Source organism: Streptomyces sp. Ac-502 (assembly GCF_045222935.1).
Taxonomy (GTDB): Bacteria; Actinomycetota; Actinomycetes; order Streptomycetales; family Streptomycetaceae; genus Streptomyces; species Streptomyces monomycini.
The window spans coordinates 8,315,414-8,330,117 of sequence record NZ_JBHFFO010000001.1 but is presented as its reverse complement, the minus strand read 5'-3'; the positions used below and the strand labels follow the sequence as shown (position 1 = coordinate 8,330,117).

Below are 14,704 nucleotides of genomic sequence, written 5' to 3'. Positions count from 1 at the left end.
CGCGTGGGGTCATCGGGTCCCGCGCCTTGGGCACTCCTCCGGCTGCGGTACGACCGTGCCCGCCTGCGGTGCACCCCGTCCGGCCGCGACACGCCCGGGGCCGGCCGCCGTACGCCCGTACCGGTGACCGCGCGGCCGGGCCGGTGACCCCGCGGCCGGGCCGGTCAGTGCCGGATCGCCGGGAACCGGGCCCGGCGGACGGCGGGGGCGGTCCGGGGCTCGGCGACATCCGGCTCGGTGGCACCGGGCTCGGCGATGTCCGGCTCGGCGGTACCGGGCTCGGTGGTGGAACGGGCCGTGCGCACGGTACGCCTCATGGGACCGTCCTCTCTCCCGTGCCGCCCGACGGCGGCTGGAGGAGTTCTAGCGGTGCGCACCGAGCCCCGTCAATGCTTTGTCAGAACATTCTTACCCGGGCATGACCCGAGTGGCCGGATTTCCGGCGCGCGGCAGTCTCCGGCCCGTACGCGCGACCGGATCTCCGCATGCGGCGCCGTCAGGGCCGTACGAGCAGCTGGAACTCGAAGGCGTACCGGGAAGCCCGGTAGACGTGCGAGCCGAATTCGACCGCTCGGCCCGTGTCGTCGAAGGTCGTACGCTGCATCGTCAGCAGCGGGGCGCCCTCGGGCTCGCCGAGGCGCTCCCCTCCTCCGCCGTCGCAGCGCGCGCGCCGACGGACTGGCGGGCGCTGTGCAGGGTGATGCCCGCCGCCCGCATCAGGCGGTACAGGCCGGTCTCCTCCAACCGCTCGGTACCGAGGTCGAGCAGTCCGACGGGCAAGTGGTTGCGCAGGTGGGCGACAGGTTCGCCGTGCGCGAGCCGCAACCGTTCGACGAGCGCGACCTCGGCCCCCTCCGCGACCCCGAGTGCGGCGGCGACCTCGGCGGTGGCCTCGGTGGTGGTGTTGAGGAGCACACGGGTGGCGGGCTTCTGCCCTGCGGTCTCCAGGTCGTCGTAGAGGCTGCTCAGCTCCAGCGGACGCTTGACCTGACTGTGCACGACCTGCGTGCCGATGCCCCGGCGCCGCACCAGCAGCCCCTTGTCCACCAGCGACTGGATGGCCTGGCGGACCGTCGGCCGGGACAGCCCGAGGCGTCCGGCCAGCTCGATCTCGTTGCCGAGCAGGCTGCCCGGGGCCAGCCTGCCGGTCTCGATCGCCGCCTCTAGCTGCTGGGACAGCTGGAAGTACAGCGGGACCGGGCTGCTCCGGTCCACGCTGAACTGGACGGGGCTCTCGGCGCCCTTGGAGTCTGTATCGCGTTTCCCCACGGGCGGGAGCGTATCCGGCCGCGAAGATGACGGGAAGTCCAGAGGTCACATTGTCCGGACAATCACGTCCGAAGTTGGTACGTACCAGTAGTTTCGGCCACCGGTCACCGGTACCGGCTGCCGGTACCCGCCATCGGCGCCGTCCCCCGCACCGTGGCCGTCCTCCTCGCCTCCGCTCCCCTCCCCTCCCCTCACTTCGCCATCCAGCTGTCCTCGTACTTCTGGTACGTGCCGTCGTGCTTCGCCAGGTGGACCCACTGGTCGACGTATTCCTTGAACGCGAAGTCGGCGCGCGGTACGGCGTAGGCCTTCTCCGAGAAGGTGAAGGGCCGGTCGGGGTGGACCGCGCACAGCTCGGGGTGGATCTTGGCCTGGTAGCGGGTCTCGCTCGCGTCTGTCATCATCACGTCCGCGCGGCCCGCGATGATCTCGTCGAAAACGGTGGTGTTGTCGGGGTGCGTCTTGATGGTCGCGCGCTTGATGACGGAACGGGCGAATTGTTCGTTGGTGCCGCCCGGGTTGACGATCACCGTGGTCCCCGGGCGGTCGATCTCGTCCAGCGTCCGGTACTTGTCCTGATCGGCGCAGCGGACGATCGGGGTCTTCCCGTCGGTGCGGACGGCCTCGCCGAAGGCCACCTTCCGGGCGCGCGGCAAGGTGATCGAAACGCCGCCCATGGCGATGTCGCAGCGCCCCGCCACCAGTTCGTAGACCAGTTTCGCCCAGGTCGTGCGTACGTACCTGGGCTTGGCGTCCAGGCTCTGGGCCAGGTCGCGGGCCATCGAGATGTCCACACCGCTGTACGCCCCGGACGCGGGGTCGCGGTGGGTGAAGGGGCGGTAGTCGCCGGTGGTGCAGACGCGGAGGACACCGCGGCGGGGGATGGTGTCGAGGAGGGAGGCGGGGGTGGGGGTGGAGGTGGGGCGTGTCGTGGAGTGCGCGGTGGTGGCCGGCCGGTCCGGGCGGGTGGCCGGAGCGGTCGGGGCGGTCGTCGGTGCGGCCGTGGTGAGGGCGAGGGCGCAGGTCAGGGCGGAGAGGGCGACGGCGCGGCGCATGGGGCGACTCCTGTACGCGGCGAGGGTGCGGGCAACGGGTCGAACGGGTCGAACGGGTCGAACGGGTCGAACGGGTCGTCAGCGTGGCAGAGGGCGGGAGGGGAGTGAAGGGCGTGCCCGGCTGGCGGGACGGGAGCGAGGGGCGTCACTTCACGTCTGCGGCCCAGTGTTCGCGGGCGATGCCGGCCAGCGCGGTGAGGGCCGCGGTCGGGTTCCGGTCCTTGTGCCGTACGAGATGGACGCCGAGCACGGGCCGGCAGGTCCACGGCAGTACGGCCACCTCGCCGCGCGCCGCCTCGTCCGCCACCGCGACGGCGGGCAGCAGCGCCACACCGAGACCGGCGGCGGCACAGCGCTTGAGGGCCTCCACGCTCAGGAACTCCATCACGGCCGGCCGGACACCCGCCGACCGCAACTCCCGGTCCATCAGCTCGCGCTGGGCACAGGCGTGGTCCATCAGCAGAAGTGTCTGCGTGGCCAGGTCGGCGGTACGGACGCGGGTGCGGCGGGCCAGCGGGTGGCCGGGGTGCGCGATCAGGACCATCGTTTCGTCCGTGAGGCGTTCCGCGTGCGCCACCGGGTCCCGTACGGACTCCTCCAGCAGGAACCCCGCGTCCAGGGTGCCGTCGCGGAGGTTGGCGAGCAGGGTCGTCCTGCTGTCGGGGCCGAAGACGATGCGCAGGCGCGGGAAGCGGTCCTGGACGGCGCGCAGTACGGGCGGCAGGCGGTACGCGCAGAGCGTCTCGGGGGCGGCGATGTGCAGGGTGCCGCTGACCTGCGCCGGGTCGTCGGCGCCGCGTACGGCGTCCCGGGCCTCGTCCGCGTACGCGAGCATCCTGCGGGCGTGCCCGCGCAGTTCGCGCCCCGCCTCGGTGAGGACCACGCGCCGCCCGAGCCGTTCGAAGAGGCGGGTGCCGAGATCCTTCTCCAGGGCCTTGATCTGCGCGGTGACGCTGGACTGGACGTAGCCGAGTTCCTGGGCGGCGCGGGTGAAACTCAACTGCCGGGCCACGGCCAGGAAGGTCGTCAGGTGCTTCAGCTCCATGGGCGGATCGTAGGACGGACCGCGAGAGCCGGGCCGGGCGAGCCGGGACGGCGGGGAAGCGGGTCACCGATCGTCCGCCACGATGCTCCGGATCGGAAACATTCGTTGGACGCGATGGTTCCGAGGACCGTAGAACGGCAGGCATGGCTGCGTTCACCTCCCTCTTCCCGGCCCGGCGCCGACAGCGGCGGCCGCACGGAGTCCGGCGGCCGGCGACAGGTTTGGCCGGCCGGGACTTCCTGCTCCTGCTGCTCGCGACCCTCGGCACCTTCGCGAACTACGCGCCCATGCTGACCGTCGTCCCGCTGTGGACCGCCCGGGGCGCGGCGGGCGAGGGCGGGGCGGGCGCGGCGACCGCCGTCACGATGGCGACGACCGTGGCCGTCCAGCTCTGCATGGGTCGGCTGACACGGCGCTTCACCCTGCGTCGCCTGCTGTGTGCGGGGGCGTTGCTGCTCGGTCTGCCGACGTTCGGGTACGTGCTGTCGTCCGGGCTCGCGTGGGTGCTGACGGTCTCGGCCGTACGGGGCGTGGGCTTCGGCGTGGTGGCGGTGACGGGCAGCGCGCTGGTCGCCGAACTGGTGCCACCGGAGCAGCGGGGGCGGGCCGTCGGCTGGTACGGCGTCGCGGTGGGGCTGCCCCAAGTGGCGCTGCTGCCGCTGGGGGCGTGGCTCGCCGCCGACGGGCACTTCGGCGCCGTCTTCGCAGCGGCGGGCGCGCTGAGCGTGGCGGCGGTGCCGCTGGTGGCGGCGATGTCCGGGCGGTCCGCGGCACGCTCGCGTCCGTCCCGGTCTCCAGAGCCGTCGGCGTCCGGGAGCTACCGCCCGCTGCTCCGCCCGGCGCTCCTGCTGGCCGCCGCTTCGGCCGCGCTCGGCGGGCTCACGTCCTTCCTGCCGTTCGTGCTGGCGCGCCTCGACCTGGCGCCCACCGCGCTGCTCGTGCTCTTCGTCGCGATGATCGTGGGCCGGTGGGCGGCCGGGGTGTGGAGCGACCGGCGGGGCCCGGGGCGGCTGGTGCTGCCGGCCGCGGCGCTCTGCGCGCCGGCCGTCGCCGTGCTCGCCCTGACGGCAGGGCACGAGGAGACCGTACCGGTGGCGCTCGCGATGGTGGCGCTGTACGGGCTGGCCGACGGCGCCCTCCAGAACGAGACCTTGGTGCTGATGTTCCGCCGGGCCGGGCCGCACGGCAGCGGCGCCGCGGGCACCGCGTGGAACATGGCGTACGACGGCGGCACCGGGCTCGGTTCGGCCGGTGTCGGCCTGGCCGCGCCCTGGCTGGGGGCGGCGGCGCGTTCGGGGCCGTCGCGGCACTGATCGCACTCGCCGTCCCGGGCGGTGCGCGCCTGCGGCCCGGCGCGCGGGGGCGGTGAGCACGCCCGCCACCTCTGCGCGCCGGACGCCGCGGCGCGCAGATCGAACTCGTACCCTCGGCGCCGGAGTTCCAGGGCGCCGTACCGTACGTCCGCCGGTCACTACCGTACGGACGCGATCCCTACCGTACGGCCGCCGACCCATACCGTGCGAATGCGACCCATATCGCACGGACGCCACCCCGCACCCTGCCGACGCCGCCCCGTACCGTGCCGACGGCCGGCCGTACCTCCTAGCGCCAGCGCACCGGCAGTTGCTGAGGCCCGCGTATCGTCAAGCCCGGGCGCCAGGTCAGCGCGTCGTTGTCGGCGTCCAGGGCCAGGTCGGGGCAGCGTTCCAGGAGGGTGCGGATCGCGATGCGGCCTTCCATACGGGCCAGCGGGGCGCCGAGGCAGAAGTGGATGCCGTGGCCGAACGCGACGTGGCCGCGCGTCTCGCGGGCGATGTCGAAGGTGTCGGGTGCCTCGAAGCGTTCGTCGTCACGGCCGGCCGCCGCCAGGCCGACGACGACGACCGCGCCCGCCGGGACGACCGTGCCGCCGATCTCGACGGGCTCGGCGGCGAACCGCCAGGTGGCGTTCTCCACGGGGCCGTCGTAGCGCAGCATCTCCTCCACGGCGTTGTCGAGGAGGGAGGAGTCGGCGCGCAGGGCGGCCAGTTGCACGGGGTGCTGGAGCAGTGCGCGCACGCCGTTGGATATCAGGTTGACGGTGGTCTCGTGGCCGGCCACCAGCAGCAGGAAGGCCATGCCGAGGAGTTCCTGCTGGGAGAGCTGGTCGCCGTCCTCGTCGCTGGTCCGCACCAGGGCGCTCAGCAGGTCCTCGCCCGGCGACCGCCGCTTCGCCTCGATCAGGCCGTCCAGGTACCCGGCCATGTCGCGGGCGGCGGCCATCGACGCCTCGTGACTGGTCGGTGAGACCAGTTCGTTGGACCAGACGCGGAAGGGCTCCCGCTCGATGTCGGGCACGCCGAGCAGTTCGCAGATGACGGTCATCGGCAGCGGGAAGGCGAGCGCGTCGACGAGGTCGGCGCGGCCGTCGGGGGCGGCCAGCATGGCGTCCAGGAGTTCGTCGGTGATCTGCTGGACGCGCGGGCGCAGCGCCTCGACGCGGCGGGTGGTGAACTCGCGGGCCACCAGCTTGCGCAGCCGGGTGTGCTGCGGCGGGTCGGCGTCGAGCATGTTCATCAGCTGCCAGTCGGTGTCCTCCCCGGGGCCCAGGACGGGAGCGGCGGAGTGGGTCCAGTCCTTGGCGAGCCGGGGGTCGGCCAGGGCGGCCCGCACCTCCTCGTACCCGACCACGAGCCACACGTCCATGGTCTCGGCTTCGGGGACGCGGACCCGGTGGACCGGTCCCTGGGCGCGCAGCTTGGCGTAGTACGGGTGGGGGTCGGCGACGAAATCCGGACCGTATGCGCTCAGATCGATGATTTCCGGCATGGTCTGTCCGCCCCTCGTAGACGTTTTCGTCACCGTACGTTCGCCGGGGGCGGGGGACATCGGTCCCACGGAGGAGCCGGGGCCCCCGGCATCCTCCGTACGGAGTGCTTCACCTGCGGTACCGGCGCGGGCGGAGCGGTCTCAGACCTCGTAGAGACCCGGCGTCCCCGGGCCGGCGGGCGGCTGCGGCGCGGCGTCCGCGAGGCGGGCGAGCAGGTCGGTGGCGCGCTTGGCGACCGTCTCGCGGTCGCCTTCCGAGAGCGCCGAGCCCATGCCCACGGCCACCGCGCCGGCGGCTATCCACTCGGGCGCGGTCTCGACCGTCACACCGCCGGTGGGCAGCACCGGCGCCTGCGGCAGGGCGGCGCGTACGTCCCGGAGCCAGTCCGGGCGGTGCGCGGAGGCGGGGAAGAGCTTGAGCGCGTCGGCGCCCAGCTCCAGGGCGCGCACCATCTCGGTGGGGGTGGCGACGCCCGGGAAGACCGGTACGCCGTAGCGGTGGCCGGTGCGGATGACCTCGGCGTCGAGGCTGGGCGAGACCAGGAAGCGGGCGCCGGCGTCGACCGCCATCCGCGCCGAGACGGCGTCCAGGACCGTGCCGGCGCCGATGACGGCGTCGTTGCCCAGTTCGCGGCTGAGGGTGGTGACCGCCTCCAGCGCGAACGGCGTGGTCAGCGATATTTCCAGGCTGGTGATCCCGGCGGACAACAGGGTGTCAGCGGTGGCGCTGGCCTCGTCGTAGGTCTCGCTGCGGACGACGGCGAAAACACGCTGCGCCAGAGCGGCCCGGGTGATCTCCCAGCGGTACACGGCAGTTCGCCGCCTTCCTTGTCTCTATCGCCAAACCCGTCGCGGTACACCCGCGGAACGGCCGGGCACACGGCGCCTCCTGGGCCGTGCCGCGTCGCAGGTGACCACGGATCCTGGTCCCTTTGCCACCGTTGCCCGCCCATTCGTCGTTTCTACCGAAACGCTACCGGGGACCACTGACAATCCTCTCGCGGGGGTACGTCCCGCTGCCCGCCGAACGGCGGGAACCGGCCCGGCGGCAGGGCCGCGACACCGATGGTGACGGCTTCCCGGCCGAGCCGCCCCGGGCGGCGGGGCGGACGCCAACGGGGGCCGGGGCACCGCCCCGACCCCCGCCACGCCGGCCGGCCGATCGTTTCAGCAGCTCCGGCTGATCGTTTCAGCAGCTCCGGTCGACCAGGTCGAACGACTTGTAGTGGTCGGCGGTGTAGTAGTCCTCGTCCTTCTTCTCACCGGTCACGATGCGCCGGGCTCCGCGGTCGGGGGAGCCCGGCGTCTTCACGGTGTACTCGTGGTAGTAGCCGCTCTGCTGCTTGGGGAGGACGCCCTCCCGGTTGCTGAAGACCGTGCCGTCCTTCGGGTACGGGTAGGGGCCGCCCTTGGCGATCAGGCCCAGGGTGTCGTGGGCCTGCGAGGGCAGCTTCGAGTAGCAGATGTCGCCGACCGCGTTGATGTGCGCGGCCGGGCGGACGGTGGCCGTGTGCGCCACGGGGGCGGCGGCCGTCGTGGTGGGTGTGGCGGCGATGGCGGGCCCGCCGACGAGCAGGGCCGACGCGAGGGCGCCGACGGCGCCGAACCGGGTGATGCGTGGGGGGATCTTCATGGACACAGCATGACGCGCGTAGACAGGTACCTGTCAATGGCAACGGACGGATGTTCCCCCTGAGTTCACCGGAGATCACCCGACCGAGTGAGCGGAATGCCCTGGATTGATCCACTTGCCTGTGAGGCAAAACTTTTGCCTGAGAGGCGAAACCTGGCTATACCGGGTGCATGAGCGACACCGCTGCCGAGCCCGCCACGGGCGAGCTGCCCGAGGATCTGCCCTCCGTCGCGCCCCGGCTGCGCGAGCTGCGGCGCCGTACCGGCCTCACGCTGGAGACGGCCGCCCGGCGGGTGGGCCTGTCGCCCGCGCATCTGTCGCGGCTGGAGACCAATCAGCGCCAGCCGTCGCTGCCGATGCTGCTGGCCCTGGCACGTATGTACGGAACAACGGTATCCGATCTGCTGGGCGAGGCGGCGCCGGAACGGGACCCGGTCATCCGGGCCGGCCGCGCCGAGCCGTCCGAGGCGGGCGGCTGGACGTACTGGACCCTGGGCGGCGCCGGGCGGGCCATGCAGGCCCTGCGGGTGCACGTGCCGCAGCGCGCGCAGGGCGACCTGGTGCGGGTGCATCCGGGCGAGGAGTGGCTCTACGTCCTCAAGGGGCGGCTGCGGCTCACGCTCGGCGAGACGGCCCATGTCCTCGACCCCGGTGACGCCGCCCACTTCGACTCGCTGACCCCGCACCGCATCGCCGCCGCCACCCGCGGCGGCACGGAGCTGCTGTTCGTCCACACACTGCTGCAGAGCGGCGCGGCCGAGCTGTGCCTCGGCGACACCGCTCCGCGCCGCGGCCTGTGACCGAGGAAGGAACCTCTGCCATGTCCGACGACCCGACCCCCCAGGCCGTCCCCGGGGCCACCCCCGCCCCCGCGCGCAAATACGTGGAGAACAAACCGCCGCGCGGCGTCTACGTGCGCGTCTTCATCTACGTCGTGGCCACCCACGTCCTGCTGGCCTTCATGAGCATCATCTTCATCATCGCGAAGAATCGCTGACAGTGCCGCGCGGGGCCCTGAAAGGCACCTCGCGGCCCCCTGAGACGCACCACCCAAGGCTACTGAAACGCCCCACGCAGGACCCCTGAGAGTCACCACGCAGCACCGCTGAGGGGCCCCGCCCGGCGCCCCCGAGCGGTACGCCGCCGGAACGTCCATCCACCCGGCGCAAAAGTCCATTGTCCTCCGCCCGCGACGGGTGAACCCTGCTGTCGCTCGCAGCGCACGCACCACGGCTGATCCGCGCACCTCGTGGCACCGAGGAGGACTCGAAGGATGCACCGTACGCGCACCGTCGCCACCGCCGCCCTCGCCCTGGCCCTGGCCGCCGTCCCGCTGACCGGCCCGCCCGCCGGAGCCGGCCAGCGGGACGGCGGCGGACGGGACAGACCGCCGTCCGCCGGCCCCGCCATCACCCCGGCACCGCAGTCCGTCCACGCCCTCGGCGGCCGGGTCACCATCACCCCGACCGTCACCGTCGTCGCCGGTCCGAACGCCGACGGACCGGCGCTGGAGGTCGTCGAACGGTCACTGAAGCGGGCCGGCGCCGACCGGGTCGTACGGGCCGGGAAGGCAGGCCGCGGCCTGACCGTGTACGTGGACGGCCCGGGCGCCTACCGGACCCTGGCGGACCTCGGCGCGCGCGGTACCGCCGGACTGCCCGCCGAGGGATACGCGCTCGCCGTCGGCGGCGGCCGGATCGCCCTGGCCGGCGCGGACGCCACCGGCACGTACTACGCCGCCCAGTCGCTGCGCCAACTCCTCCCGCGGCGCGACCGCCCCGGCGCCCGCATACGCGGCACCGCCGTACGCGACTGGCCCGCCACCCCGCTGCGCGGCGTCATCGAGGGTTTCTACGGCACCCCTGGTCGCACGCCGCGCGCCTGGACCAGCTCGACTTCTACGGCGCGCACAAGATGAACACGTACGTCTACTCGCCCAAGGACGACCCGTACCTGCGGGAGAAGTGGCGCTCCCCTACCCGGCGGAGCAGCTCGCGCAGCTCAAGGAGCTGGTGGACCGCGCGCGGGCCCGGCACGTCGAGTTCAGCTACGCGCTCTCCCCGGCCTGTCCGTCTGCTACAGCTCGGACGCCGATCTCAAGGCGCTGACCGGCAAGTTCCAGGCGCTGTGGGACGTCGGCGTACGGACCTTCGCGGTGCCGCTGGACGACATCAGCTACACGGACTGGAACTGCGCCGCCGACAAGGAGCGGTTCGGTACCGGCGGAGGCGCCGCCGGAACCGCCCAGGCGCATCTCCTCAACCGGGTGAACCGCGAGTTCATCGCGGCACACCGGGACGCCGGTGCGCAGCCGCTCCAGATGGTGCCGACCGAGTACTACGACGTGAAGGCGACGCCCTACAAGGCGGCGCTGAAGAAGCAGCTCGACCCGGACGTGGTCGTGGAGTGGACCGGCGTGGGGGTCATCGCGCCGGTGATGACCGTCGCCCAGGCGGACGCGGCCCGGCAGGTCTTCGGGCACCCGATCCTGACCTGGGACAACTACCCCGTCAACGACTACGTCACCAACCGGCTGCTGCTCGGCCCCTTCAACGGGCGCGAGAAGGGACTGCCCGGGCGGCTGGCGGGGATCACCGCCAATCCCATGATCCAGCCCGCCGCCTCCAAGATCGCCCTGTTCACGGTCGCCGACTACGCGTGGAACGACGGCGCCTACGACGCCCGCATCTCCTGGACAGCGGCGCTCAAGGAACTTTCCGGCGGCTCCGCCCGTACGGAACGGGCCCTGCGCGCCTTCGCCGATGCCCACTACAGCTCGGCCCTCAACCCCCAGCAGTCGCCCGAACTGGCCGCTGCCATACGTCGTTTCTGGGACGGTGGAAGCGCGAAGTCCCTGGACGCGGCCCTGCGCACACTCCAGCGCGCGCCGGGAGTGCTCCGCGACTCCCTCCCCGACCGCGGCTTCATCGCCGACAGCGGGCCCTGGCTGGACGCGACCGCCGCGTGGGGCAGCGCCGCCCGCACGGCGCTGCGCCTGGTCGAGGCCTCGCGCGCGGGTGACGACGCGAAGGCCCAGCGGCTGCGCACCCGGCTCGCGGCGCAGGTCGCGGTCGCGAAGTCGTTCGTCTATGTCGACATGAACGGCAAGCGCGTGCCGGTCCTCGTCGCCAACGGCGTGGTGGACACCTTCGTCACGGACGCCATCGCCGAACACGACGGCCGGGGGCGCGGCACGGCCACCCGGCAGGACCGTACGCAAGGCGGCGCGCCCCTCCGCTGACCGGCGGGCCTCCCCCGTGCGGGCCGTGCCGGGCCCTAGACTTCCCGGTACGTACGCGCCCCGGCAGGTCCACCCACCAGCCCGCACGCGGGGAGGCACGATCATGGCCCCTGAGAACGACGCGTCCGCTCCGGGTCGGCCGGGCAGGCCCACCGCCGACGGCATCCTGGCAGCCGCGGCCCGGGAACCGGCCCCCGGCCCGGCGGACGTCCCGCTCGTGGCGCGGATCGCCGCGGGCGCGGCGCCGCGCGAGGTGTTCACCGTGCTCGCCCTGGAACAGCACCAGATCATCACCGCCGACCGGGGCAGTTTCCGCCACCTGGCGCGGCGCGCCGACGGCGATCCGCCGGTGGCGGCCTTCTTCGGGGCGCTGGCCGAGGGCGAGTCGATGGCGCTCGGCGCGCTGAGCGGACTGGAGGAGGCCTGCGGGCTCGACGCCGGCGCGCTGCGGGAGTACGAGCCGCGGGCCGGGTGCCAGGCGTATCCGTCGTACGTGGCGCGGCTGGCGCTGGAGGCGGAGCCCGCCGACGTGGTGATCGCCCTGACCGCCAACTTCGCGGCCTGGGGCGGCTACTGCGCCACCGTCGCCCACGCCCTGCGCACCCGCTACGCCTTTCCCGAGGCGGCGTGCGCCTTCTTCGACTTCTTCGCCGAGCCCGCCGCGGAACTCGACGTCCTGGCGCACGACGCGGTGCGGCACGGCCTCGGCGCGTCGCGGGTCACACCTGGCCTCGCGCACCGTCACGGCCGGCTGCTGCAGGAGTACGAGCTGATGTTCTGGACGGCGCTCGCGGAATGACCGCCCGCGCGCGGCCCCCGGGACACCGGAAAACCGAAAGCCGCATTTTTTCCAATGCCCCTTAGCAGCAGGCGTTTTCCCTGTCAGAATGACCGCTCATGCCCACCGGCCAGGGGAGAATCGTGAAGCACCGCACCGTCGTCGCCTGTTCCGCCGCTCTCATCGCCGCCGCGGGACTCACCGCGTGCGGCGGCAGTGCCAAGAGCGAGAGCCGGCCGGCCGCCGCGCCGTCGGGTTCCGGTGCCCCGTCGGAGCAGGCACCGTCCAAGGCCATCGCCGACGCGGAGGCGCGGCTGGGCATCCCTCCGAAGCCCGATCCCGCCACCCAGCGGCGTTACACCGCCGCCCTCGACGAGATTTCCCGGGAGATCGTGAACGGGAAGCCGGAGCGCGCGGTGAGCCGCGGCAGAAGCACCTGCGGCACGATCCATTCCTTCCCGCAGGACCACGCCAAGCAGGTGGACCTGACCCGGCAGCGTTTCTCCGGGGCGACGCAATTCACCCCGGAGCAGGCGGAGAAGATTCTGCAGGCCGTGCACACCCATCTGTGTCCGAAGAATTGACCGGCGCGGGCCTTTTCCGCCGTACGCATTCCGTGTGATGCGGCGCGGGGCCGTCATTCCTCGACGGCCCCGCCCACGGCCCGCAGATGCGCGCGGAAGGTCAGCGCGGGATCGCGCCGGCGCCCGGCGAGATAGGCGGCGAACGCCAGCTGCCGGCGCAGCGGCTCGCCGTCCCTGATGCGGTCGGCCTGGCGGCGTTCGGTGTCGCGGACGGACTCCGCGAGCGCGAGGAGTTCACCGGCTTCCGCGGCGGGCAGGAAGAGCACACCGTCGTCGTCGCCGAACACCAGGTCCGCGCGGCCGACGGTCCACTCCCCCACCGTGGCACTGTCCAGCGCGCCGTCCGGACGGGCGTCCAGTCGCCGCGGCCCGGTCGGTGTCGCACCCAGGCTGAAGACCGGCAGGCCGATCTCCCGCAGGTCGGCCGTGTCGCGGTGCAGCCCCCAGATGACGATGCCGCCCAGCCCGGCGGCCTGCGCCTCCAGCGCGACGAGGTCTCCGATGCAACTCTCGTCGGTCCGGCCGCCGTTGTCGGCCACCAGCACATCGCCGGGAGCGGCGACGTCCAGCGCTTCGAGAAAGATGTCGACACTGCCCACATGCCGGGCGGGCAGCACCCGGCCCGCCAGCCGAGTGCCCTGGACCAACGCCTGTAGCGGCGGAGGCGCGCAGCGCACCGGTGTCCGGGCGCGCAGGCACGCGTCCGCCAGATGAGCCGTGGTCAGCGCCGCGAACCGTCGTCGCAGCTCTTCGTGTTCCATACCGCGCTCCTCCCCCGGCCGGGCCGGTGCCCGGTGCCGGACGGACACCGTGCGCACACCTTCCTCCGCCGCCGCCAGGGCGCGCCAGAGGCTGTGGGAGGCTGGGCCCATGGATCACCTCACCGGCGTACCGCCCGTCTCCCAGGAGTTGTTCACCTTCGCCGTCCGGCTGACCACGCGCGCCGGGCGGCTGAGCGCCGAAGGGTTCCTCGGCGGCTGGTCGTCCGAACGCAAGGTGGACGGTACCGAGGTGACCTCGGTGGATCTCGCCGTCGAGGAGCTCGTACGCAAGGAACTGGCGGCGGCGTGCCCCGAGGACGCGGTGCTCGGCGAGGAGACCGGGCCGCGGGCCGGGACGTCCGGGCGGCGCTGGGTGATCGACCCGGTCAACGGCACCCAGCAGTTCACCAACCGGGTGCCGACCTTCTCCTGCGACCTGGCCTACGAGGACGAGCACGGGCCCGCCATCGGCGTGGTGCACCTGCCGATGAGCCGGCAGACGGTGGCGGCCGGGCGCGGTCTCGGCTGCTGGCTGCTGCTGGGCGAGGACCCGGACCCGCTGGAAGCGCTGCGCTCGGGGCAGGGCCGGCTGCACGCCCATGGCCGTACGGAACTGAGCGGGGCCACGACGCAGGCGCACAACATCGCGGGCTGGCCGGAGTCGCTGCTGACGGCGCTGCACCGGCGGGTGATGCTCGTACCGACCGGCGGCGGTGTGCTGGACGTCCTCGCCGGCCGGGCGGACGCCTGGGTGATCGCGGGCCCCGCGATGCGGTACGAGGACATCGCGCCGCTGCCCGTGATCGTCGCGGAGGCCGGCGGCCGGATCACGGACCTCACCGGAGCGCCCGTCCTGACGGGTGACGGCTCGGTGCTGATCACGAACGGCCCGCTGCACGACGCGTTCCTGGAGGCGGTGGCGGAGTCCGGAGAGGACCACGAGGCGCGGGCCCTCCTGGTCGACGCCCACCCGGGGTGGGCGGCCGAAGGAAAGGCGATCACCGAGGAGTTGCTGACGCTGCTCGCCCCGCTGGCCCGGCGGGCCGAGCACATCGGGAGCACGTCCGTGCCCGGCATGGCCGCCAAGCCCGTCTTCGACCTCCAGGTGAGCGTGACCGACCTGGCGGAGGCCGCGGACACCTTCGATGCGCCGCTGGCGGCCCGTGGCTTCGTCCGCTCGCCGTACGAGAGCGACCACGTACCGGCGGGCCGGGACGACGACCCGGCCCGGTGGGCGAAGCGGCTGTGGTCGCGGCGCGGCGGCCCCGGCCCGGACGTCAACCTGCACGTACGATGCGTGGGTTCGCCCAACGAGCGGCTGGCGCTGCTGTTCCGCGACTGGTTCCGCGCCCACCCGGAGGCGGTACCGGCGTACGCGCGCTTCAAGCGGGAACTCGCCCACCAGCTCGCGGACCTGGGCAGTTACGCGGACGTCAAGGACCCGGTCGTGGATTTGGTGGCCGAGGTCGCGGAGGTGTGGGCCGCGGAGACGGGGTGGCGCCCCTGAGGGGGCGCCGGGCGGCCCTCTGA

At 73.2% G+C, this 14,704-nt stretch carries 13 protein-coding genes and 2 pseudogenes; 7 read left to right on the top strand and 8 right to left on the bottom strand.

All coding sequences use genetic code 11. The features are described 5' to 3' along the window. Nucleotides 1-164: 164 nt before the first annotated feature. The 4 genes and pseudogenes from ACEXOX_RS37825 to ACEXOX_RS37810 form a co-directional block, all read right to left on the bottom strand. Complete coding sequence (locus ACEXOX_RS37825) at nucleotides 165-317, bottom strand: hypothetical protein (RefSeq protein ID WP_406525295.1); 153 nt, start codon at nucleotides 315-317, stop codon at nucleotides 165-167. Between the two features lie 179 nt (nucleotides 318-496). Then, nucleotides 497-1,215: pseudogene (locus ACEXOX_RS37820) on the bottom strand (GntR family transcriptional regulator). 245 nt (nucleotides 1,216-1,460) lie between these two features. Continuing rightward, nucleotides 1,461-2,324: a transporter substrate-binding domain-containing protein gene (locus tag ACEXOX_RS37815; protein WP_406525294.1), complete on the bottom strand. Its 864-nt coding sequence runs from the start codon at nucleotides 2,322-2,324 to the stop codon at nucleotides 1,461-1,463. A 145-nt stretch (nucleotides 2,325-2,469) separates the two neighbouring features. Beyond that, the gene (locus tag ACEXOX_RS37810) at nucleotides 2,470-3,369 is read right to left on the bottom strand and encodes a LysR family transcriptional regulator (RefSeq protein WP_406525293.1); all 900 of its coding nucleotides are present in this window, start codon (nucleotides 3,367-3,369) and stop codon (nucleotides 2,470-2,472) included. Nucleotides 3,370-3,512: 143 nt separating this feature from the next. Here ACEXOX_RS37810 and ACEXOX_RS37805 point away from each other — a divergent pair, with 143 nt between their 5' ends. Further along, nucleotides 3,513-4,682: an MFS transporter gene (locus tag ACEXOX_RS37805; protein ID WP_406525292.1), complete on the top strand. Its 1,170-nt coding sequence runs from the start codon at nucleotides 3,513-3,515 to the stop codon at nucleotides 4,680-4,682. A gap of 289 nt (nucleotides 4,683-4,971) precedes the next feature. Here the strand turns inward: ACEXOX_RS37805 and ACEXOX_RS37800 are convergent, their stop codons facing one another. From ACEXOX_RS37800 to ACEXOX_RS37790, 3 genes are all read right to left on the bottom strand, one after another. Next, nucleotides 4,972-6,177: a cytochrome P450 gene (locus ACEXOX_RS37800; RefSeq protein ID WP_406525291.1), complete on the bottom strand. Its 1,206-nt coding sequence runs from the start codon at nucleotides 6,175-6,177 to the stop codon at nucleotides 4,972-4,974. Between the two features lie 141 nt (nucleotides 6,178-6,318). Further along, nucleotides 6,319-6,987: a bifunctional 4-hydroxy-2-oxoglutarate aldolase/2-dehydro-3-deoxy-phosphogluconate aldolase gene (locus ACEXOX_RS37795; protein WP_030023706.1), complete on the bottom strand. Its 669-nt coding sequence runs from the start codon at nucleotides 6,985-6,987 to the stop codon at nucleotides 6,319-6,321. A 379-nt stretch (nucleotides 6,988-7,366) separates the two neighbouring features. Next, a complete protein-coding gene (locus ACEXOX_RS37790; RefSeq protein WP_406525290.1) occupies nucleotides 7,367-7,810 on the bottom strand; it encodes a ribonuclease in 444 nt (147 codons plus the stop codon). Between the two features lie 170 nt (nucleotides 7,811-7,980). Between ACEXOX_RS37790 and ACEXOX_RS37785 the strand changes: the two genes are divergently transcribed. The 5 genes and pseudogenes from ACEXOX_RS37785 (at nucleotide 7,981) to ACEXOX_RS37765 (ending at nucleotide 12,413) form a co-directional block, all read left to right on the top strand. Then, the gene (locus tag ACEXOX_RS37785; protein ID WP_406525289.1) at nucleotides 7,981-8,610 is read left to right on the top strand and encodes a helix-turn-helix domain-containing protein; all 630 of its coding nucleotides are present in this window, start codon (nucleotides 7,981-7,983) and stop codon (nucleotides 8,608-8,610) included. 20 nt (nucleotides 8,611-8,630) lie between these two features. After that, a complete protein-coding gene (locus ACEXOX_RS37780; protein ID WP_406525288.1) occupies nucleotides 8,631-8,807 on the top strand; it encodes a DUF6126 family protein in 177 nt (58 codons plus the stop codon). Nucleotides 8,808-9,083: 276 nt separating this feature from the next. Beyond that, nucleotides 9,084-11,051 (top strand): annotated as a pseudogene (locus tag ACEXOX_RS37775) (beta-N-acetylglucosaminidase domain-containing protein). Nucleotides 11,052-11,154: 103 nt separating this feature from the next. Beyond that, nucleotides 11,155-11,850, top strand: a complete 696-nt coding sequence (locus ACEXOX_RS37770; RefSeq protein ID WP_406525287.1) for a transcriptional regulator — start codon at nucleotides 11,155-11,157, stop codon at nucleotides 11,848-11,850. Nucleotides 11,851-11,972: 122 nt separating this feature from the next. Next, entirely contained in the window at nucleotides 11,973-12,413 is a 441-nt protein-coding gene (locus ACEXOX_RS37765; RefSeq protein ID WP_406525286.1) for a DUF732 domain-containing protein, read from the top strand. Between the two features lie 53 nt (nucleotides 12,414-12,466). Here the strand turns inward: ACEXOX_RS37765 and ACEXOX_RS37760 are convergent, their stop codons facing one another. Further along, nucleotides 12,467-13,174, bottom strand: a complete 708-nt coding sequence (locus ACEXOX_RS37760) for an RraA family protein (RefSeq protein WP_406525285.1) — start codon at nucleotides 13,172-13,174, stop codon at nucleotides 12,467-12,469. Nucleotides 13,175-13,283: 109 nt separating this feature from the next. Between ACEXOX_RS37760 and ACEXOX_RS37755 the strand changes: the two genes are divergently transcribed. Beyond that, entirely contained in the window at nucleotides 13,284-14,681 is a 1,398-nt protein-coding gene (locus tag ACEXOX_RS37755; RefSeq protein ID WP_406525284.1) for an inositol monophosphatase family protein, read from the top strand. The last annotated feature ends 23 nt before the right edge of the window (nucleotides 14,682-14,704 follow it).